Source organism: Nocardia arthritidis, assembly GCF_011801145.1.
GTDB lineage: Bacteria > Actinomycetota > Actinomycetes > Mycobacteriales > Mycobacteriaceae > Nocardia > Nocardia arthritidis_A.
This window is the reverse complement of record NZ_CP046172.1, coordinates 6,077,939-6,098,807: the sequence shown is the minus strand read 5'-3', so window position 1 is coordinate 6,098,807 and position 20,869 is coordinate 6,077,939. Positions and strand designations below refer to the sequence as shown.

At 69.0% G+C, this 20,869-nt stretch carries 19 protein-coding genes; 16 read left to right on the top strand and 3 right to left on the bottom strand.

Annotated elements, in window-relative coordinates; genetic code table 11:
* Window positions 1–66: 66 nt before the first annotated feature.
* Window positions 67–264 carry a hypothetical protein gene (locus F5544_RS27380; RefSeq protein ID WP_238846693.1) on the bottom strand — a complete coding sequence of 66 codons (198 nt, stop codon included), beginning with the start codon at window positions 262–264 and terminating at the stop codon, window positions 67–69.
* Between the two features lie 243 nt (window positions 265–507).
* On the opposite strand from F5544_RS27380, the gene recC reads away from it, so the two are divergent.
* The 11 genes from recC (at window position 508) to F5544_RS47120 (ending at window position 15,624) form a co-directional block, all read left to right on the top strand.
* Entirely contained in the window at window positions 508–3,909 is a 3,402-nt protein-coding gene (gene recC / locus F5544_RS27375; RefSeq protein ID WP_167475844.1) for an exodeoxyribonuclease V subunit gamma, read from the top strand.
* A gap of 150 nt (window positions 3,910–4,059) precedes the next feature.
* The gene (locus F5544_RS46565; RefSeq protein WP_167475843.1) at window positions 4,060–7,599 is read left to right on the top strand and encodes a UvrD-helicase domain-containing protein; all 3,540 of its coding nucleotides are present in this window, start codon (window positions 4,060–4,062) and stop codon (window positions 7,597–7,599) included.
* Entirely contained in the window at window positions 7,596–9,494 is a 1,899-nt protein-coding gene (gene recD / locus F5544_RS27365) for an exodeoxyribonuclease V subunit alpha (RefSeq protein WP_167475842.1), read from the top strand. Before F5544_RS46565 ends, recD begins: the two co-directional genes overlap by 4 nt.
* A 49-nt stretch (window positions 9,495–9,543) precedes the next feature.
* Window positions 9,544–10,017, top strand: coding sequence for an RNA polymerase sigma factor (locus F5544_RS27360; protein ID WP_167479514.1), 474 nt, complete (start codon window positions 9,544–9,546; stop codon window positions 10,015–10,017).
* Complete coding sequence (locus tag F5544_RS27355) at window positions 10,017–10,628, top strand: methylated-DNA--[protein]-cysteine S-methyltransferase (protein ID WP_167479513.1); 612 nt, start codon at window positions 10,017–10,019, stop codon at window positions 10,626–10,628. Before F5544_RS27360 ends, F5544_RS27355 begins: the two co-directional genes overlap by 1 nt.
* On the top strand, window positions 10,625–11,344 hold the full coding sequence (locus tag F5544_RS27350; protein WP_167475841.1) for a 2OG-Fe(II) oxygenase: 720 nt from the start codon (window positions 10,625–10,627) through the stop codon (window positions 11,342–11,344). Before F5544_RS27355 ends, F5544_RS27350 begins: the two co-directional genes overlap by 4 nt.
* 21 nt (window positions 11,345–11,365) lie before the next feature.
* On the top strand, window positions 11,366–11,629 hold the full coding sequence (locus F5544_RS27345; protein ID WP_167475840.1) for an Ada metal-binding domain-containing protein: 264 nt from the start codon (window positions 11,366–11,368) through the stop codon (window positions 11,627–11,629).
* Window positions 11,630–11,699: 70 nt separating this feature from the next.
* Window positions 11,700–12,092: a hypothetical protein gene (locus tag F5544_RS27340; RefSeq protein ID WP_167475839.1), complete on the top strand. Its 393-nt coding sequence runs from the start codon at window positions 11,700–11,702 to the stop codon at window positions 12,090–12,092.
* Window positions 12,089–12,640, top strand: a complete 552-nt coding sequence (locus F5544_RS27335) for a DUF3558 domain-containing protein (protein ID WP_167475838.1) — start codon at window positions 12,089–12,091, stop codon at window positions 12,638–12,640. Before F5544_RS27340 ends, F5544_RS27335 begins: the two co-directional genes overlap by 4 nt.
* Before the next feature lie 88 nt (window positions 12,641–12,728).
* Window positions 12,729–13,646 carry a TIGR03621 family F420-dependent LLM class oxidoreductase gene (locus tag F5544_RS27330; protein ID WP_167475837.1) on the top strand — a complete coding sequence of 306 codons (918 nt, stop codon included), beginning with the start codon at window positions 12,729–12,731 and terminating at the stop codon, window positions 13,644–13,646.
* A gap of 241 nt (window positions 13,647–13,887) precedes the next feature.
* Window positions 13,888–15,624, top strand: coding sequence for a cutinase family protein (locus tag F5544_RS47120; protein WP_167475836.1), 1,737 nt, complete (start codon window positions 13,888–13,890; stop codon window positions 15,622–15,624).
* A 126-nt stretch (window positions 15,625–15,750) separates the two neighbouring features.
* On the opposite strand, the gene F5544_RS27320 is transcribed toward F5544_RS47120, so the two are convergent.
* On the bottom strand, window positions 15,751–16,071 hold the full coding sequence (locus F5544_RS27320; protein ID WP_167475835.1) for a helix-turn-helix transcriptional regulator: 321 nt from the start codon (window positions 16,069–16,071) through the stop codon (window positions 15,751–15,753).
* 85 nt (window positions 16,072–16,156) lie between these two features.
* On the opposite strand from F5544_RS27320, the gene F5544_RS27315 reads away from it, so the two are divergent.
* The 5 genes from F5544_RS27315 to F5544_RS27300 all read left to right on the top strand — a co-directional run bounded on the left by F5544_RS27315 (window position 16,157) and on the right by F5544_RS27300 (window position 18,439).
* On the top strand, window positions 16,157–16,423 hold the full coding sequence (locus tag F5544_RS27315; protein WP_167475834.1) for a type II toxin-antitoxin system Phd/YefM family antitoxin: 267 nt from the start codon (window positions 16,157–16,159) through the stop codon (window positions 16,421–16,423).
* Window positions 16,420–16,674 carry a Txe/YoeB family addiction module toxin gene (locus F5544_RS27310; RefSeq protein ID WP_167475833.1) on the top strand — a complete coding sequence of 85 codons (255 nt, stop codon included), beginning with the start codon at window positions 16,420–16,422 and terminating at the stop codon, window positions 16,672–16,674. The genes F5544_RS27315 and F5544_RS27310 overlap by 4 nt, the downstream gene beginning before the upstream one ends.
* Window positions 16,675–16,752: 78 nt before the next feature.
* Entirely contained in the window at window positions 16,753–17,010 is a 258-nt protein-coding gene (locus F5544_RS46555; RefSeq protein ID WP_238846692.1) for a helix-turn-helix domain-containing protein, read from the top strand.
* 88 nt (window positions 17,011–17,098) lie between these two features.
* The gene (locus F5544_RS46550; protein ID WP_238846691.1) at window positions 17,099–17,605 is read left to right on the top strand and encodes a transcriptional regulator; all 507 of its coding nucleotides are present in this window, start codon (window positions 17,099–17,101) and stop codon (window positions 17,603–17,605) included.
* Between the two features lie 69 nt (window positions 17,606–17,674).
* The gene (locus F5544_RS27300; RefSeq protein ID WP_167475832.1) at window positions 17,675–18,439 is read left to right on the top strand and encodes a glucose 1-dehydrogenase; all 765 of its coding nucleotides are present in this window, start codon (window positions 17,675–17,677) and stop codon (window positions 18,437–18,439) included.
* A gap of 301 nt (window positions 18,440–18,740) precedes the next feature.
* Here F5544_RS27300 and F5544_RS27295 read toward each other — a convergent pair whose 3' ends face one another.
* A complete protein-coding gene (locus F5544_RS27295) occupies window positions 18,741–20,867 on the bottom strand; it encodes an MMPL family transporter (RefSeq protein WP_167475831.1) in 2,127 nt (708 codons plus the stop codon).
* Between the last annotated feature and the right edge of the window lie 2 nt (window positions 20,868–20,869).

Sequence of the window (20,869 nt, the reverse complement as noted above, 5' to 3'; positions counted from 1 at the left end):
GATCGTTGTGCTAACGCCGGTGCCCGCCTTGCGCCGCAGGCATTTTCGCGGGCCATGACCTGGTACTCAGCGGAATGCGGCGCGCAGTTCCTCGACCGTGCGGCCGTTGAGCCGATAGCAGTGCTCGAACGCCTCCGCATGTCTGTCCCTGGGCCAGGAATGTAGAACGACGGTGCGGCCGTAGTGTCGCGAGTTGACCAACTCCCAGCGATCGCCGACCCGGCGGACCGTGAATCCGCCTCTCGGTACCAGGGGAATCACCATCGCATCCATGAAACGCGAAACCAGCCTTTCGGTGCAGCCTTTCCCGTTCCTCCCCGGTTCAGCACTGTCGCACATCCGGTGCGCGCGACCGCGGTGACACGGCCGTGCGAATCGTTCGGGTGTGGCTCAATTCACTGCCGGCGCAGCGGGGTGGGTGGGTTGCGCACCGATCGCTGCGCGTATAAACGTGCGCGAAGCCGTCGACCGACCGACCCACCCTACCCACCGACCGAGAGGGCGCAGATGCCGCTGCACATCCACCGTGCCGAGCGCGCCGATGTCCTCGCCGATGTCCTCGGTGAACTGCTGTCGGCGCCGCTGGCCGATCCGTTCGCGGCGGAGGTGGTCGCGGTGCCCGCCAAGGGTGTGGAGCGCTGGCTCACCCAGCGGCTGTCCGGGGTGCTCGGGGTGGGCGGCCGCGGCGATGGCGTCGCGGCGAATATCGCGTTTCCGCCGCCCGCCGGATTGGTGGCCGAAGTGCTCGCCGCGGCGAACCGTATGCGGCCGGAAGACGATCCGTGGGCGCCGGAGCGGGTGGTGTGGACGCTGCTCCGGGTGCTCGACGGATGCGTCGGTGAGCCGTGGGCCGCGGTGCTGGCTCGGCATCTCGGCGTGAACCAGGTTGCGGGACAGGATTATCGGATCGGGCGCCGGTACGCGACGGCGGCTCATCTCGCGGGGCTTTTCGACAGTTACGCCGCGCAGCGGCCCGGCCTGATCACCGAATGGGTCGCGGGCGCCGACACCGACGGTGCGGGCGGCGCGATCCCGGAGGATCTGCGGTGGCAGCCGCGGCTGTGGCGGCTGCTGCGCGCCGAAATCGGTGCGCCGAGCCCCGCGGAACGACTCGACGCGGCATGCGCCCGGCTGCGGGCCGAACCGGATTCGGTGGAATTGCCCTGCCGGATCTCGCTTTTCGGTGTGACGCGGCTGCCCGCCGATCAGCTCGCGGTGTTCTCCGCGCTGGCCGAGGCGCGGGATGTGCACCTGTGGTTGGCGCATCCGAGCCCGGCGATGTGGGCCGAGCTGGCGAATTCGCCCGTGGCGGTGGCGCGTTCGGCCGATGCCTCGGCGACCCGGGTGCGGCATCCGCTGCTGGCCGGGTTGGGGCGGGATGTACGCGAACTACAGCAGCGGTTGGCCGGGCGGGGTATCGATATTCACCATCGCGGCAGTGGGCGATCCGCGGGTGCCGAAGCGATTTCGTCCCCGGCCGCGGCATCTGCTTCGGGCGATGATCTTGTGCCGCAGCCGGATTCGCAGACCTTGCTCGCGGCGCTACAGCAGGGCATTCGTGACGATATCTGGCCGCCACGCGACATTCGCGGCGACGGCAGCGTTCAGGTGCACTCCTGCCACGGCCCGGCCCGGCAGGTGGAGGTGCTGCGCGACTGTCTGCTCGGGCTGTTCGCGGCCGATGAGACGCTGGAACCCCGCGATGTCCTGATCATGTGCCCCGAGGTGGAGACCTACGCACCGCTGGTGCTGGCCGCCTTCGGCCAGCGCATGACCGGAGAGCCCGCGGCGCAGCAGGATTCGGCGCATCCGGCGCATCTGCTGCGGGTCCGGCTCGCCGATCGCGGGCGCGGCGTGACCAATCCGCTGCTCGCGGTGATCGCCACGCTGCTGGAACTGGCCGACGGTCGCGTCACCGTGACGCAGGTGCTCGATCTGGCCGCCGCCGAAACGGTGCGCCGCCGTTGCGGATTCGACGACGACGATATCGAGCGGTTGCGCGAGTGGGCCGCCGAATCCGGGGCCCGGTGGGGGATCGGCCAGCGGCAGCGGCAGGCGTTCGGGCTGGCCGATTTCGCGCAGAACACCCTCAATACGGCCGTCGACCGCATCCTGCTCGGGGTCACCGCGGACGAATCCGCCGACGACTGGCTCGATCTCGTGCTCCCGCTCGACGATGTCGACAGCAACGACGTCGACCTGGCCGGGCGCTTCGCCGAATTCGTCGACCGGCTCGCGGTCTGCCTGCGCGATCTGCGCGGCCCGCGCCCGGCGCACGAGTGGGCCGAGGTGCTCGGCCGCGCGCTCGACCTGCTCACCGACGTTCCCGCCAGTCAGGCCTGGGTGCGCACCGAGGCGCGCGGCGAACTCGCCGCGGCCACCGAACACGCCGGTGACGCGCAGCTGCGGCTGCCGGATGTCGCCGTGCTGCTTGCCAATCGGCTCGCGGCCCGGCCGACCAGGGCCAATTTCCGCACCGGCGAACTGACCGTGTGCACCATGGTGCCGATGCGGTCGGTGCCGCACCGGGTCGTGGTGCTGCTCGGCCTCGACGACGATGTGTTCCCGCGCCCCGGCGGCGTCGACGGCGACGATGTGCTGGCCAGGGAACCGCTACTGGGGGAACGGGATTCGCGCGGCGAGGATCGGCAATTGCTGCTCGACGCGATCATGGCGGCCCAGGAGAAGTTGCTGCTGCTGCACACCGGCGCCGATCCGGTCACCGGCGCGCACCGCCCGCCCGCCATCCCGGTGGCCGAACTGCTGGATGTGCTGCGCGCCCACGTCGGCGCGGCGGGTATGGACGCGGTGGTCACCCGGCATCCGTTGCAGGCCTTCGACCGTCGCAATTTCCGCGCCGACGCGCCGTTCAGCTTCGATGCCGTCGCCCTCGCGGGCGCGCGCTCGGCCGGGCGTCCGCCCGCGCTGCGGCCGGAATTCCTGCCGGAACCGCTGCCTCCCGTCGCGCCCGCGGATGTCGGCCTGGCCGAACTGATTTCGTTCGCCGAACATCCGGTGCGAGCATTTCTGTGGCAGCGGCTCGGCATCCGGGTGCCCGAACACGAGGAGGACATCGCCGACCGGCTGCCCATCGAACTCGACGGCCTCGCGAAATGGGAACTGGGCGAACGCATGCTGGCCGCCCGGCTCACCGGCGCGGAGCCCGGTGCGCTGCGCGCGGCCGAATGGCGACGCGGCACGCTGCCGCCGTTCGGCCTCGGCGGCGCGGTGCTCGACGAGGTGGAGCAGACCGTCGACAAGCTGGTGCGGGCGGCGCGAGCCGATTACGCGGGGCAGGCGCGCGCCGTCGATATCGCCATCGATCTCGGCGACGGCCGCAGGCTCACCGGCACGGTGCCGGAGGTGCGCGGGGAAACGCTGGTGCGCACCACATTTTCCCGGCTCGCGCCGAAACACCGCATCGCGGCGTGGGTTTCGCTGCTCGCGCTGGCCGTCACCGAGGACCGGCCGTGGCGCGCGGTGACCACCGGCCGCGGCCAATTCGGCCGTCCCGCTTGGCGTTCCGAACTCACCGCGCCGGATGTGCCCGCCGCCATGGCCGCGCTGCGCGAGCTGGTGCGATTGCGCGACGCGGGCCTGACCGAACCGCTGCCCGTCGCACCCACCGCCACCGCCGTCTACGCCGAGCGCCGTTTCCGCGGCGCGTCGGTCGAGGAGGCGTGCGCCGCCGCGGAACGCGAATTCAACGGCGGACCGAACGGTCCCGCACAGTTCGGCGACCACACCGACCGTCATCTGCGCTATGTCTGGGGTCCGGCGCCCCGCCTGGATGACCTGATGGCGGCGCAGGCGCCCAGCGGTGAACCCGGCGAATCCACCCGTTTCGGCGCGCTGGCCCGGCGCATGTGGGTCCCGCTGCTCAGCGCCGAGTCGCAGGGTCAACCGTGAACGATTCCGGGCCCGATCGGCGCGCCCCCGGCATCGGGGCCGCCGCTTCGGAAAAGATGCTGTGTGTCGTGAATCGGAAGGGATGGTGGCGGGTATGCGTGAATTGATCTCCCCGCGATCCCTTCCCGGACCGGCGGGCGGGTTCCGGGGATGACGGTCGCGAGCACGATCTCGCGGATCGATACCGCGGAGCCGTTCGACCCGATCGGGTCGCTGCCCACCGGGACCACCGTGCTCGAGGCGAGCGCGGGCACCGGGAAGACGCACGCGATCGTCGGGCTCGCGGTGCGCTATGTGGCCGAGGCGGGCGTCGATATCACCCAGCTGCTGCTGGTGACGTTCAGCCGGGCCGCGACCCAGGAACTGCGGGAGCGCACCAGGGACCGCTTCGTCGCGGTGGCGGCGGCGCTGGCCGATCCGCTCGGGGCGCGGACGCATCCGGACGAGCTGATCCGGCATCTGGCGCAGGCGGATCCGGACGAGGTGTGGCGGCGGCGGGCCCGATTGCTCACCGCCCTTTCGGATTTCGACGCGGGCACCATCGCCACCACGCACAGCTTCTGCCAGCGCATGCTCGACGAGCTCGGCCTGGCCGGGGAGCACGATCCGGGGGCACGGCTGGTCGAGACCATCGACGAACTGATCGGCACGGTGGTCGACGATCTGTACCTCAACCGGTATGCCCGTGCGGCACAGCCATTTTCGTTGAAGGAGGCACATCAGCTCGGCCTGGCCGCGGTGCGCGACCGGCAGGCGCGGCTGGTGCCGGACGAGGGCGGTCCGGCGGGGGAGCGGGTCGCGTTCGCCGCCGCCGTGCGCGCGGAAACCGAACGGCGCAAACGGCTTTCGGGGCTGCGCGACTTCGACGACCTGCTGGTGCTGCTGCACGAGGTGCTCGCCGATCCGGCGCACGGGCCGCGCGCCTGCCGCCGCATCCGCGAACGCTACCGGGTGGCGCTGGTGGACGAATTCCAGGACACCGACCCGTTGCAGTGGGATATCCTGCGCCGCGCGTTCCACGGGCACGCCACCCTGGTGCTGGTCGGCGATCCGAAACAGGCCATCTACGCCTTCCGCGGTGCTGAGGTGCTCAGCTACCTGGACGCCGTCGCGCACGCGGATACGCGCAGCGAGCTGACCACCAACTGGCGCAGCGACGCCGGGCTGCTCGCGGCCCTCGACCATCTGCACGGCGGTGCGGCCCTCGGCCACCGGGACATCCTGGTACACCCGGTCGCCGCGACGCGCCCGTGGACGCGGCTGTCCGGTCCGGCCGAGCTGATCACCCCGCTGCGGCTGCGCTGTCTGCCGCGCAAAGGCGCTGGGCCGCTGAACAAATCGGGTTTCCCCGCGGTCGGCCGGATGCGCGCCAAGGTCGCCGACGACCTGGCCGCGGATATCGTGCGGCTGCTGGAATCCGGTGTCGCGCTGGATACGGCCAAGCCGCAGCGCGATCGCGACCTCGCGCCGACCGCTGAATCCGGCTCGGCGGCAACGGAATTCGTGACTGCCCAGCGGGCGGGGTCCGATGGCGGACCGCGCGCCGGATTCGGGATCGAGGCGTTGGGCGGGGTCGTCGCCGATTCCTCGGCGGCGCCGTGGGAGCGTTCGGCGGCCGTGCTGGCCTCGGGGCAGCGTTCGGCCGGGCCGTCGCCGCGGCCGATCGGGCCGGGTGATATCGCGGTGCTCGTGCGCACGCGTTCGCAAATCGATGTGGTGCGAGCGGCTTTGGATCGCGTCGGCATTCCGTCGGTGCTCGCCGGCGGCACCAGCGTATTCGGCACCGCGGCCGCGACCGATTGGCTGTGGGTGCTGCGTGCGCTGGAACAGCCGCATCGGGCGGATCGGGTCCGGTTGGCCGCGTGCACACCGATTCTCGGCTGCACCGCGGCCGATATCGACGGCGGCGGAGCCGATCTGGTGGGCCGGATCAGCGCCCAGCTGCGCGACGCGGCCCGGCTGTTCGCCCGCGCCGGATTCGCGGCGGTCTTCGAAAAGCTCTCCGCCGAAACGGATCTCGCGCGACGGCTGCTCGCGGTGGAGAACGGCGAGCGGGAGCTCACCGACCTGCGGCACATCGCCCAACTGCTGGATCAGGTCGCGCTCACCGAATCGCTCGGCCTCACCGCGCTGACCCGCTGGCTGGCCGACCGGGTGCGCGATCCGGCCTCCGGCGCCGTCGCCGACCGCAGCCGCAGGCTGGACCGCGATGCCGCCGCGGTGCAGATCGCGACCGTGCACGCCGCGAAGGGTCTCGAATTCCCGGTCGTCTATTTGCCTTTCGCGTGGGACAGCGCGAAGAACCCGTATCCGCAGACGCTGCTGTTCCACGACGACACCGGCGCCCGTGCGCTGGACGTCGGCGGTCAAGAGGCCCCCGGCTACGGCGAGCGCAAGCTGCGCAGCGAAACCGAGGAGGCGGGCGAGGAACTGCGGCTGCTCTATGTCGCGCTGACCCGCGCCATGTGCCAGATCGTCGCGTGGTGGGCGCCCGCCATCACCACCGCGGCCGCGCCGCTGCACCGAATGATCCTCGGCCGCCCCGATGGCGGTGACCTGGTACCGGCCAAGGCCGCCGTGCCCGCGGACAACGCTGTGGTGCAAGCGCTTTCGGCCTGGGCGGCCCGCGCGCCGGAGGCCGTCGCGGTGGCCGCGGTGGACGCGGCGGCCGAGGTGACGCCGCGGCGCATCCGCACCGAGACGCCGACGGGTGAACTCGCCGTCGCGCGGTTCACCCGCGCCCTGGACCACCACTGGCGGCGCACCTCGTATTCGGCGCTCACCGCGGGCGCGCACGATGCCGCGGTCACCGATGCCGAACCCGAGGACGATCGCGGTCCATCGGACGAACCAGCCGATCCGTCGGTGCTCGCCGAAACGGACACGGCCGCAACGGATGCGGCGCCATCGCTGATGAACGCGCTGCCCTACGGCGCGGAATTCGGCACCCTGGTACACGGCGTGCTGGAGCTGATCGACACGGACGTGGCGGATCTCGGCACCGAGGTGCATACCCGCTGCCGCGCGGCCACCGAGGAGCTGCTCGCCGAGGCCGATCCGGCGATACTCGGCACCGCGCTGCTCGCGGTGCTGCGCACCCCGCTCGGATTCGGCGCCCTGGCCGATATCCCGAACCGGGATCGGTTGAACGAATTGGAATTCGAGCTGCCGCTGGCGGGCGGCGACGCCCCGGCGGCGACCCTGCGCCGGATCGCCGACCTGCTGCGCGCTCATCTGCCCACCGACGACGACCTCTACGAATACGCCGATCTGGTTGCCCACCTGGACGATATCCCGTTGCGCGGCTACCTCACCGGCAGCATCGACGCGGTATTGCGGGTCGCGGGTCCCGACGGCGAGCAGCGCTTCATCGTCGTCGACTACAAAACCAACCGCCTCGGCACCGGCGATCTGACCGTCGCGCACTACACCCGCGACCGGATGGCCGCGGAGATGCTGCGGTCGCACTATCCGCTCCAGGCGCTGCTGTATTCCGTCGCGCTGCACCGTTATCTGCGCTGGCGGCTGCCCGGCTACGATCCGGCCCGGCACCTCGGCGGCTGCCGCTACCTCTTCGTCCGGGGCATGATCGGACCCGAAACACCGCACGGCTGTGGCGTTTTCGATTGGTATCCGCCCGCGGCCCTCGTCGTCGAGCTCTCCGACCTGCTGGCCGGTGATCGGCGATGACATCGATCCAGGTCGCGCAGCGCGGCACCGGTCTGCTGCGCGAATTCAACGAGGCGGGCGTGCTTTCGGCCGCCGACGTCCATGTCGCGCTGCGGCTCGGCCGGCTCGGCCGGGAATCCAGCGAGGAGGTCCTGTTCGCGGCGGCCCTCGCGGTGCGCGCGGTGCGGTCCGGATCGGTCTGTCTCGAACTGCACCGGATGCGCGAGATCGGGATCGACGCCGACGAAACCTGGGACGCCGGAACGGGTGTCGATCCGGCGACGCTGCCGTGGCCGCAGATCGATGCGGTTGTCGCGGCGCTGCGGGTGAGCCCGCTGGTGTGCGGCGGCCAGGCGGGCCCGCTGCGGCCGCTGCGCCTGGTCGAGGCCGAACGCACCGGCGACACCGGCCCTTTGCTCTATCTGGATCGCTATTACCAGCAGGAGCAGACGATTCGGCGGGTGCTCACCGAGCGTTCGGCGCGGCACCCGACGGTCGACCCGGATCTGGTTCGGCGCGAACTGGATCGGCTCTTCGACGCACCGCTCGGCGCCGGTCCCGACCGGCAGCGCCTGGCCGCCGCGCTCGCCGCGACCCACTGGACCACCGTGGTGGCGGGCGGTCCCGGCACCGGAAAAACGCATACGATCGCGCGGATTCTCGCGCTGCTGCAGGCGCACCAGCGGGCGAATCCCAAACTGCCCGCGCTGCGCATCGCGCTGGCCGCACCGACGGGTAAGGCGGCGGCGCGGCTGCAGGAGGCGGTGCGCGAACAGGCCGCCGCGCTCGGCCTGCCCGAGCTCACCGCGGCGACGCTGCACCGGCTGCTCGGGTGGCAGCGCGGGCGCAGCGGTCGCTTCCGCTACCACGAATTCAACCGGCTCCCATACGACGTCATCGTGGTGGACGAGACCTCCATGGTGTCGCTGACCATGATGAGCAGCCTGCTCGCCGCGCTGCGCCCCGACACCCGGCTGATCCTGGTCGGCGATCCGGACCAGCTGGCCTCGGTCGACGCGGGCGCGGTGCTGGCCGATCTGGTCGCCGGTCCCGTGGCGGGCGCGCCGAATCCGCTGCTCGACCGCATTATCGGATCGGAAACCGAAGCGGCGCAAGGTCATTCGGAGTCGCTGAGCGGGCTGGAGCGAACCAGGCTGCGCGGCGGCATCGTCCGGCTGACCCGCGGCCGCCGCTTCGGCGGCCGCATCGCCGACCTGGCCGTCGCGGTCCGCGCGGGCGACGCCGATGCCGCGCTCGCGCTGCTGCGCGCCGGCGGCGACGAATTGTCCTTCAGCGCACCGGAAGACGTCGCCGCGGTGCGCGCCGACGTGGTGCGCGCGGCCCGCGACACAACCGAGGCGGCGCGCGCCGGTGCCGCTGCGGCGGCGCTGACCGCGCTCGAATCGCACCGCCTGCTGTGCGCGCATCGCCAGGGGCCGTTCGGCGTCGAGCGCTGGGACCGGATGGCCGCGGAATGGGCCGCCGCGGGCGGCGCAGGCCCCGAATCCCATCAGTCGCAGTGGTATCCCGGGCAGCCGTTGCTGGTCACCGCCAACGATCACGAGGCGCGCATCTACAACGGCGACACCGGCGTCATCGTCCGGATGCCCGACGGTTCGCTGCGCGCGGCCCTGCAGCGCGGCAGCGAACCGTATCTGGTGCACCCCACCCAATTCCCCTCGGTGGTAACGGTTTTCGCCATGACCATCCACCGCAGCCAGGGCAGTCAGTACGACACGGTCTCGGTGGTGCTGCCCGAACCGGAATCCACGCTGCTCACCAGGGAACTGCTGTATACGGCCATCACCAGGGCGCGGCGCCACGTGCGGATCATCGGCGCCGAGGCAGCCATCCGCGCCGGAATCGAACGCCGGGTGCTGCGCGCCAGCGGACTTTCCCGCGGAAACACCCCGTGACCGGCCGATCTCACGTTTTCCGCGCCCGGAGCGTCTACCGGGTGTGAGTTTGCCTCCGTTCGAGCAAGTGGTCGCCGAGTACGGGCCGATGGTGCTTCGGGTGTGCCGGGCGGTGCTCGGTCCCGATGACGCGCCGGACGCCTGGTCGGAAACCTTCCTTTCGGCGCTGCGCGCCTATCCGGACCTGGCCCCCGACGCCAATATCGAGGCCTGGCTGGTCACCATCGCGCACCGCCGCGCCATCGACGTCGGCCGGGCGCTGACCCGCGCGCCGGTTCCGGCCGACACGCTGCCCGAGCGTCCGGCGCCCGGTGCCGATCCGGCGGGCTACGACCCGGATCTGTGGTCCGCGCTCGCGGCGCTGCCGGCCAAGCAGCGCCAGGCCGTGGCCTACCACTATCTGGCGGGCCTGCCGCACGCCGAAATCGCCCGACTGCTCGGCAATTCCACCGACGCCGCCCGCCGCGCCGCCGCGGACGGCCTGAAAACCTTACGAAAGATCTACCAGGAGGACCGATCATGATGGTCACCATCCCGGATCCGAACGGCCTGTTCGACGCGCTGTCCGCGGATAGCGCCGATACCCTCGCCGGACTGCACCGCAGGCTGGCCGCCGAGGCCGAGCAGGCTGGTCTGCTCGATATCGCCTACCGCACCGTCGACACCCCGGTCGGCTCGCTGCTGCTCGCCGCGACCCCGGCGGGTCTGGTGCGCGTCGCCTACCCGAACGAGGATCACGATGCGGTGCTCGCCGCACTGGCCACCCGGATCAGCCCGCGGGTGCTCGCCGCGCCGGGCCGCCTCGACGCGGTGGCCCGCGAGATCGACGAGTATTTCGCAGGCGCCAGAACGCATTTCGACCTGCCGCTGGACCTGCGGTTGACCGGCGGTTTCCGCAGGCAGGTGATCGAGCATCTGGCCGATATCGGTTACGGTCGCCGGGCCAGCTACGCCGAGGTCGCGGCGGCGGTCGGGAATCCGCGCGCCGTGCGGGCCGTCGGCTCGGCGTGCGCCAACAACCCACTGCCCGTGGTGATTCCGTGCCACCGGGTGGTGCGCAGCGACGGGTCGATCGGGCAGTACGTCGGCGGCGTCGCGGCGAAGAATACGCTGCTGGCCCTGGAGGCGGCATGAAATCCACTGCCGCACTGACGGATCGGGTCGACGCGCAACCGTGGGACGAGCTCGCCGGTGAGCTCGACGCGCACGGTTGCGCCCAGACCGGCCCCATCCTTACGCCGGATGAATGCGCCGAGTTCGTCGACATGTGGGACGACCGGCCGCGGTTCCGCGCCACCATCGATATGGCGCGACATCGCTTCGGGCAGGGCACCTACCGCTATTTCGCCGATCCGGTGCCCGCGCCGATCATGGAGTTGCGCGCGGCTTTCTACCGGCGGTTGCTGCCGGTGGCCCGGTCCTGGGCGCAGCGATTGGGCGATCCGGCGCCGTGGCCGGACGACTTCGGCGACTGGCTCGAAACCTGCCGCGCCGCAGGGCAATCCAGGCCGACGCCGATACTGCTGCGCTACACCGAAGGAGATTGGAACGCACTGCACCGGGACCTGTACGGCGAGTTGGTATTTCCGCTACAGGTGGTGATCGGCCTCGACCGTCCGGGCATAGATCACACCGGCGGTGAATTCCTCTTGGTGGAGCAGCGGCTGCGCGCGCAGTCGAAAGGCACGGTCACCGTGCTGGAACAGGGCCACGGGCTGATCTTCACCACCCGCGACCGGCCGACGCCGTCCAGCCGCGGCTGGTCGCGGGCGCCGGTGCGGCACGGCGTGAGCCGCCTGCGCGGCGGTATCCGGCACACCCTCGGCCTCGTCCTGCACGACGCCGAATAGCCGCGCACGCCAACCGGATCCATGTATACCCTGCTCGACGCCGCGGGCCGGCCATACGCCAGCGCGACCCCGGGGCGGTTGGGCGGCCATCGGCGCGCCAAGATCTATGGCCGCCTCGACTGCCCGTCCGCACTTCGCGCGCTGGCCCGTGGTCATTACCGTGACCAGCGGGTCTTCTTCGCCGACGAGGACACCGCGATCCGCGCGGGCTTCCGGCCGTGCGCGGTCTGCCTGCCTGAGCGTTACGCCGTGTGGAAAGCGGACCGGCGCAAAGATTCTCTGTGATCCGGTGGAACCGGACGGCGCTGGTATACGTCCATATGATCGGAGGGCACTACCGGAAGGGGTGAGCCCAGTGCCATTGAACAGTCCGTTCAGTTCGTATATCCAGGAGGCGAAGTCGGGGGCGCTGTCGGTGCGGATGGATCCGGCGGGCTTCGTCGCCATCGACACCGCATGCCAGAATCTGATCACCGAACTCATTGCCGCGCAGACCGTCGCACAGCAGATCGCGTACAACGAGACCTGGGGCCTCGGCGAGGACGCCGGAGCGAAATTCACCTCGGCGGCCGAGCTGGTGCGGATGTTCCAGGAGAAGGGCGTCGGCGGGCCGAACAACGCCTACGACACGCTCACCGACTACATTTCGGTCGCGCAGGACATCAAGTCGCTGTTCAAGACGATCTGCGACTCCTACGTCCGCGCCGACGCCGAATTCGCCGCCAAGATGCGCGAGCTACAGCCATGAGGCGCCGATTCCGCGCCGCGCCAGCGGGTTTCGCGATCGCGGTGGCCGCACTGCTGGCCGGATGCGGTGGTGGACAGGCCGCGAGCGGCGATTCGGCGACAACGGCCGCCCCCAGCAGTTCGGCCGGTGCCATATCGCAGCCCTTCGATCCGTGTAAGGCGCTCACCCCGCAAATCCTCGCCGACCACCAGTGGGACGCCCGCCCTGCCGCACCGCAGAACGACCGCGTCGCCGACAGCACCCGCACCGGCTGCGTCTACGTCGCGAAGGCGGGTTACGGCTTCGTGGTGCAGACGACGAACAACACGCTCGCACAGGTCAAAAGCAAATTCCCGGACGCCGCCGATATCGCGGTCGGCGCACGGAAAGCCCTGCGCTACAAGGCGCATCCCGCGATCCCAGGCGGCTGCGAGGTGAACGTGGAGACGCGCACCGGCTCGCTGTTCGTCGCCACCAACGTGCCACCCACCTCGGCGAACCTCATGACCTGCGATCTCGCCACCCAGATCGCCGAGGTGGTCGCGCCCCTACTCCCGGCGGGCAGCTGACACACCGGAATTCGCGCTCCGCTGAATTCCGCGCATCGCGCCGATCGCGAATTACCGTGTGCGGCAGGGGTGGAGAAGGGCGGAGACGATGCGGATCTCGATGGTCGGCGATCCCGGTTCGGGTTCGTGGGGCGAATTCGCCCGCCGGTGCGACGCTGACGGATTCGACGCGCTACTGGTCCCGGACCATCCCGGCTCCTACACCGCCCCGCTCGTCGCGCTGGCCGCCGCGGCGACGGTGACCGAACGAATCCGCCTCGGCGCCAACGTGATCAACGCGGGCATGTGGGAACCCCTACCGCTGGCCAACGAACTGGCGACGCTGGACCTGTTATCCGGCGGTCGCGCGCAGTTCGGGATCGGCGCCGGGCACACCCCGGCCGAATGGCTCATGCAGGGCCGCACATATCCGTCGCCGGGCGCCCGAGTAGATCGAATGATCGAGGTAGCCGACGCGACCCGCAGACTCCTCACCGGCGACCCCGTAACCTTCGACGGCGCGCACGTCCGCCTGCGAGAGGCCGTCCTGACCCGCCCGCGACCGATCCAACAGCCCATCCCGTTGCGCATCGGCGGCGGCGGAAACCGCGTGCTGCGTTACGCCGCCCGGCACGCCGACATCATCAGTTTCTCCGGCACCGGCCGCACCCTCCCCGACGGCCACAACCACGAGGTCAACTGGCACCGCGACCAAATCGACGCACAGATGGACCACGTCCGGGCGGCCGCAGGCGACCGCGACCCGGACTTCGAGGCGCTGGTGCAGTACGTCGAGATCACCGACGACGCGGAGGCCGCCGCCACCCGTTTCGCCGCCGAAATACCGGGCATCACCGCGTCCGACCTGCTGGTCGCACCCTACGTGCTGATCGGCACCCTGCCGGAGCTGGTCGACGAGTTGTCGCGACACGAAAAGCGCTGGGGTTTCCGCAGATTCGTTATCCGTGCGGCCTATTACGATGCGGCGGCGCAACTCCTCGCGGCGTTTCAGGCTAAAAGCGGCTAGCGAGAAAAAGTTTCGAGGTTGTGGCTCGATCGAATCCCGGTAAGAGACTGGACATTCGAGTGATGGACGGTTCGACGGCATTCTGCTACTTTCTACCTGCCGTGCTGGTCGGGGGCGTGGTCATATTTCTTAGATTGTTTTCCGTGCCAAGGGGATTCACTTGTCGTCGTCGGGTAGGCGGCTGCCGTCTAACGTACTGTTCGGTCCTGCGGTCGCGCTGGTCGCAATTGCGGTCAGCGTTGTGGTTCTCGTAGTTGCGCCGGTGCACGCGCGGGCCGATAGTGGACTGTCGCTCTGTCGCCAATCGTCCGACACCGGATGCGTCGATCCGGCCATCGGTATCGCCTGCGACCGCGGGACCGATGTACTGATCGCCGCACGCGGCTCGGGCGAAGAAGCCACAGACAATAGCGGCGCGGGCGGGCCGATGGCGTCCGCCTATCTGTCGATGCGCGACGAATTCGCCAAATCCGGGCGCAATTTGCGGATTGTCACCGTCGACTATCCCGCGCAGGACGTCGACACCATAAAACTCGCGCTCATCGGCGCGCCGAACAACTTCTTCGCCAGCATCGACGAAGGCATCACGCTCACGAAGCAGATGTTGGAACAGTTTCGAACCAGCCCGGCATGCAGCGGCAAACGCGTTGTGCTGGGCGGATATTCGCAAGGTGCGATGGTAATGCACCGCATCATCTACAAACTCGGCCCCGGCTACCTCATCGACCATTTCGTGGACTCGGCCCTGTTCGTCGCCGACGGTGACCGCTGGGCCGGCGACACCATTACGCATTTCGGCACCGCGAACTTCGGTTCTACCGGCGCGGGCCGGGTGGGCGTCGGGCAGATGGAGCCGTATATGCCCTTTGCGGGTAGCCCGCCCGGCAGCGCACCGCCCGGTACGCACATTTCGCAGATCTGCCTCCTGAATGATGTCGTCTGCGCGCCGAAAGACCCGGGCGTGGTCGCACGGTGCGGCAAAAAATGCCCGGAAGCGGGCATCCACGCCAGCTACCCGGTGACAAAAGACGTCGACGGGATAACGTACCTCGAAAAGGCCACCCGCTCGCTGGCCGCCTTCTCGACGTCCACGGTGCCGACCACATCCCCGCCGACATCGACAACAACCACCACCACGCCGCCACCTCCGCAGGGAACGCCGGTCGTCCTGCCGTTCACCAATCTCGACCATCCCCAAGCACTCACGTTCAACGGCGCCGGAACCGTCGTCGTCGGTGAATTGAAGGCGCCACCCGCCGCGATCCTGAAGCTCGATTCGCATAATGTCCAAACGACGCTGGTGGCCGACGCCAACGCGATTTGGGGCATCACCGCCGACGGTGCGGGCAACATCTACTGGACCGACCCGCAACACCAGATCATTTGGAAGCTGCCCGCCGGAAGCGCCACCCCGCAGACCTTCTACACCTTCACCGGCCAAAATCAGGCGCCCTGGGGCATCGCCGCCGCCACCGACGGCACCCTCGTCGTCGCCGCCGAACAGCCCGGCAGCCCGAATATAAATAACACCGCGCCGATGGACGTCTGGAAATTCGCTCCCGGCTCCACCAGCCCCAGCACGGTCCCGCTGCCCGTGCAGGGATACAACGGCCTCGCCATCACCGGTAGTGGGGACATCTATGGCGCCGGGCTCGCCAACGTCGGCTCGCATGCCTGGAAACTCCCCGCGGGATCCGCGACAGCCGTCGACCTACAGATCAATTTCGGTCTGATCCGAGATATCGCGGCCGACAACAGCGGCAATGTCATCGTCGACGGATTCCCGGCATGCACCGGTATCTGCATCGTCACCGATCAGGTCTACCTGCAACGACCGGGATCGACCTCGCTGACCCAACTCCCGTTCACCGACCACGGCGGTCAACTCGCCGGTCTCGATATAGACAGCACCGGCACGGTCGCGGTAGTCGACCCCGCCAACAACCGCGTCCTCGAACTCGCCGCAGCCACAAGCTGATTGACGGGGGAGACTAGTGGTCGGGTCGGCCGCGGTATCCACATGTCCGATGTCTCCGCGGGGCTCGCGGGAACTTACTCGAACCGGACCGACCTGCTACGAATGTGCTGCGAGAGGCTGGGATGGTCACGCGGCGGGATGTGTGGGAAGACGAAGCAGATGGCCTCCAATATCGGCCAGGAGTTCAAGTTTTCCTCCGAGAGCTGCGACATAGGCGGAGATCGCCCCGACGGTTGCAACTTTTCCGCGCTCGATTTGCGACACCCGGCCCGGCGTGACACCCATCAGCTCAGCTAACCCCGCTTGTGTATAGCCAAGCCGCCGACGTTCCTCAGCAAGCTGATGTCCCCATTGTTCGGCCATGATCTCCGCCCGCCTGCGCGCGGCTTCTTCTGCTCCGACCCGCTTGTGGTAGGCGTCGCGATCCCATTTGGTGAAGCTGCTCATGGCAACTCTTCCTCTGCTCGTTCCTTCAGTCGACTCGTACCGGAATCCGGTACCATTGTGGTGACGCTGCGAGAGGAATGCACCCATGACCACCATGTCCGCCAGTGAGGCCCGGGCCAACCTGTACCCGCTCATCGAGCAGGTCAACGACGACGCCGTGGCCATCCACATCACCAGCCGCAAAGGTAACGCCGTCCTGATCTCCGAGGACGAGTACAACTCCTTGCGCGAGACGCTCTACCTGCTGCGTTCCCCTGCCAACGCTACCCGTCTCGCCCAGGGCATCGCCCAGGCCGAAGCCGGGGACACGGTTGAGGTGGATATGGACACGCTCGCGAAAGGGCTTGAATGAAGATAACTTTCGCGAAAGTTGCATGGGAAGACTTCGAACACTGGGTGAAGACCGACCGCAAGATAGCCTTACGGATCATGCGCCTGATCGGCGATATCGAACGCAACCCTTTCGAAGGGCTGGGCAAGCCCGAACCCTTGAAGGGTGACAAATCCGGCTACTGGTCGCGTCGTATAGACGACGAGCATCGCTTGGTCTACTCGGTCGCGGGCGAGAACATCACCGTTGTGCAGGCTCGCTACCACTACTGAACCGATTCCGAAGGCTGGCGCGGAGCAGATCGCGGCCTATCGGGAAGGGCCGGGCGGCGCGCGATTGTTGACCACGTCATGACCAATGATTCCGTTGCGGTGCGTGGGCGGCGGCGTGAGCAGTTGCGTGATTTTCTGCGGACTCGGCGGGCTCGGGTCTCGCCAGGGGAGGTCGGGATACCTGTTGCCGGTATTCGGCGGACGCCGGGGTTGCGGCGGGAGGAGGTCGCGATGCTCGCTGGGGTTGGGGTTTCTTGGTATACGTGGCTCGAGCAGGGGCGGGATATCAAGGTTTCGGGGAGGTGTTGGATGCGGTGGGGCGGGCGCTGCGGTTGAGTGGGGCGGAGCGGGAGCACCTTTATGTGCTGGCCGGGCTGAATCCGCCGCGGGTCGGCGGGGGTGCGGGGGTGAGGTGGGGCCGGAGTTGCGGCAGTTGGTGGATGCGTGGTCGCCGCGGCCCGCGATTCTGCGCGATCGGTATTGGAATCTGTTGGCTATCAATGACGGAACGCGCACGGTGTTCGGTTACGGCGACGGCGATCACAACTGCGTGATCTCGTTCTTCACCAATGCCAGGTATCGGGGCGCGCACCGGCAGTGGGCCGTGAACGCGCCCGCCGTGGTCGCCGCCTTTCGCGCCGCGGCGGCGCATGCGCCGGACGATCCGGGCTTCGGCCGGGTGGTCGCCGAACTGCGTTCGCTGAGCCCGGAATTCGCCGAGCTGTGGGCCCGGCACGACGTCGGGATTCCGGCTCAGGCGGTGAAGGCGGTGCATCACCCGGAGGTGGGTGACCTGTTCTTCGATACCACGACGTTGGCCGTCGTCGACCATCCGGACTGGTATCTCGAGCTGTACAACCCGCGCCCGGATACCGAAACCGCGGCCAGGGTCGAACGGCTGCTGCGGGTTCGGGTCGCGGCACCGGCGTGAAGGTGGTGGTGCCACACCCATGTTGATTGCGCACTGGTTGCCCTTCGGTCAGCGCGGCACGCTGAACCCATGGCACACAGCAGTTTTCGATTCCAGGACAAGGTCGCCCTCATTACCGGCGGCTCCAGCGGCATGGGGTTCGCCACGGCTCGTCGACTGATCGATGAGGGTGCGCGGGTGATCGTCACCGGACGTGACAAGGCCAAACTCGACGCCGCCGTCGCGGAACTGGGCGAGCGGGCGCTCGGAATCGCCGGTGACGCAGCGGATCTCGCCGACCTGAGCGCGCTGACCGAGGCGATCCGGCAGCGTCATGGCCGACTCGACATCCTCTTCGCGAATGCGGGCGTCGCCTCGTTCGGGCCGAACCACGCGGTCACCGAGGCCGAATTCGACCGGGTGGTCGGGATCAATTTCAAGGGCGTGTATTTCACCATCCAGCAGGCGATCCCGCTGCTGTCCCGGGGCGGCGCGATAGTCATCAACGCGTCGTGGACGCTGCATCGCGGGCTGCCGGGCGGCTCACTGTACTCGGCGACCAAGGCGGCCGTACACAATCTGGCGCACACTTTGGCGGCGGAATTGGGGCCCAAGGGTATTCGGGTCAACTCGGTGAGCCCCGGCTATATCGAGACCCCGATGTTCCATGCCGCGGTATCCGCCGACGCGAAGTCCGCGGTGGCCGGGGAGATCGTCGCGGGCCGGGTCGGCACCGCCGAGGAGGTGGCGAATGTGATCACCTTCCTGGCCTCGGACGAAGCGGCCTATGTCAACGGCCAGGATCTGATCGTCGACGGCGGTCTGGTCGCCGCCATCGCGGGCGAGCTCATCTAGGCAGGTAGACAACAATTCGGGAACATGAGCTCCGGTATGTTGCGATTTCGTTATCTTCCAACGGTTTTGGGGGCGCGTTTGCCCAGGTCGCTGTCGCTCATGGCGAGCGAACACCGGCACGATCCGTTGCGCGTGCGGTAATCGCCGTTCCGATGCGACTTATCCGCGCGGATGTGGCAGCATCCTTGTCGAGGCCGGGGTCCTGAGAAAGGTTCGGACAACGGTCGGATCGGCTGCTGCGGCCCCAATTCGCTTGGGGCCGCACGGCAGCCAGCCTACCGGTCGGTCCGGAATGCGCAACCTACATCGTGGCGGCCGATTCGGTGTGCGGCGCGACATCGGCGAGTTCCGCCGACCGGCGCGGGCGCGAAGACCACGGCAGCCACCAGTTGGCCGCGCCCATCAGCTGAACCAGGGCCGGTACCAACAACATTCGCACCAGTGTGGCGTCCACCACCAGCGCGATGATCATGCCGATCCCGATGAACCGCATCGGCGTCAACGGCGAGAGGGTGAACGCGCCCGTCACCAGGACGAGCAGTGTCGCGGCCGCGGTGATCACCCTGGCCGTCCTGACCGTGCCGATCCGCACCGCCGCCGAGGTATCCGCGCCGGCGGCGCGCGCCTCCACCATGCGCGACAGCAGGAAAACCTCGTAATCCGTGGACAATCCGAACACCACCGCGATGATCAGCACCATCATTCCGGCGGCGATCGGCCCAGGGCTGATGCCGAGCGGCCCGGCCAGGTGACCGTCGCGGAAGATCCAGGTCAGCACGCCGAAAGTGGCCGCGAGACTGAGGAATGCCATGGCGACGGCCTTGATCGGCAGCACGATCGAGCGGAAGGCCGCGGTGAGCAGGACGACGGTCGCCGCGACCATGGCCAGCACCATCAGCGGCATCCGCGCGACGATCGAATCGACGCTGTCCACCGTCGCGGCGGTATCGCCGCCGAACCGGAGTTCGGTTCCGGCGGGCGGACGTAGCGCGCGCATCGAATGGACCGCCGCGGTGGCCCGTTCACTGCGGTCTGCGGCGTCCAGGAAGCCGTGCAGCACAACGAAATCGCCGGCCCGGCCCACCTGTGCCACCTGACGCACGCCAGGAACCGCGCCGAGTTCGCGCACAGCCGCGTCCACGGCGGCGGATTGCGGTGCGGCGCCGTCGGTTCCGCGCAGCACCGCGGTGACGCCGCTGCTCGCCGCCGGGAACTTCGCGGTGAGTTCTTCGACGGTCGTGCGCATTTCATTGCCGGGCGGCAGCGCGCGCTGATCGATATCGCCCAGCCGCAGGCCGGAAAGCGGTGTGGCGAGCGCCAACAGCGCAGCACCGACCGCGATCGCGACCAGCCCCGGCCGCCGCAGCACCCCGTCGACCACTCGGCCCCAGAGGTTTTCGGTCCGCGCCGACACCCGCGAGCGGCCGACCCGCGCCCCGAACAGCGCCAGCAGCGCGGGCAGCGCCGTGAGCGAGAGCGCCGCGGCCAGCGCCACCGCCGCGATGGCGCCGAAACCGAGTGAACGCAGCACCGCCTGCGGGTAGGCGAAGGTTCCGGCGAATGCGCAGATCAGCAGCAGCGCCGAAAAGGCGATCGTGCGCCCGGCGGTGGCGCAGGTGCGCTCGATGGCCACCGGCACCGGATATCCGTCGGCGATCTCCTCCCGGAACCGGGTGACCAGGAACAGCCCGTAGTCGATCGCCATGCCGAGCCCGAGCAGCGAGGCGATATTCACCGCGAACGTGCTCACCTCGGTGAATTCGGTGATCGCGCGCAGCGCCCCGAGCGCACCGAATACGGCGAGCAGACCCACCGCCACCGGCAGCGCCGCGGCCACCGCGCCGCCGAAGACGAGCACCAGCACGAGCAGCGTTACCGGAAGCGAAATCGATTCCGCCACAACGAGATCGTGTTCCGACTGCGCGGTGATCTCGGTGGAAAGCGCGCTGTATCCGGAGAATCGCACCGTGACGCCCGGAATATCCAGCGCCGCACGGATATCCGGATAGGCGGTGACCCGGCGGCTGTCGTCACCGGCCAGGAAGACCACCGCCGCCGCCTGCCGGTTGTCTGCCGAACGCAGGTACTGCCGCAGCGGCGGCACACTGTTCCAATAGGTTTGGACCGGCCGCGCCAGCAGCCCGGGAGCGATCCGGCCCACCGCACGGCCGATATCCGGCCCGATATCGTCGAGCGATTTGCCGTCCGGCGCGGTGTATATGGCGATCACATCCGGATTCTGTGGTCCGAGGTGTTCCTTGACCAGGCGATCCACCTGCGCGGATTCGCTTGTGGGAGCGATGAATCCGCCCGCGCTCACCCGCTTCGCGGTATCCGCGCCGAACAGGCCGAGCAGTGTGATTACGCCGGCGACGATGCACAGCACCGTGCGCGGCCTGGAGATGACGAGACGAGCCCAGGTGACCATGG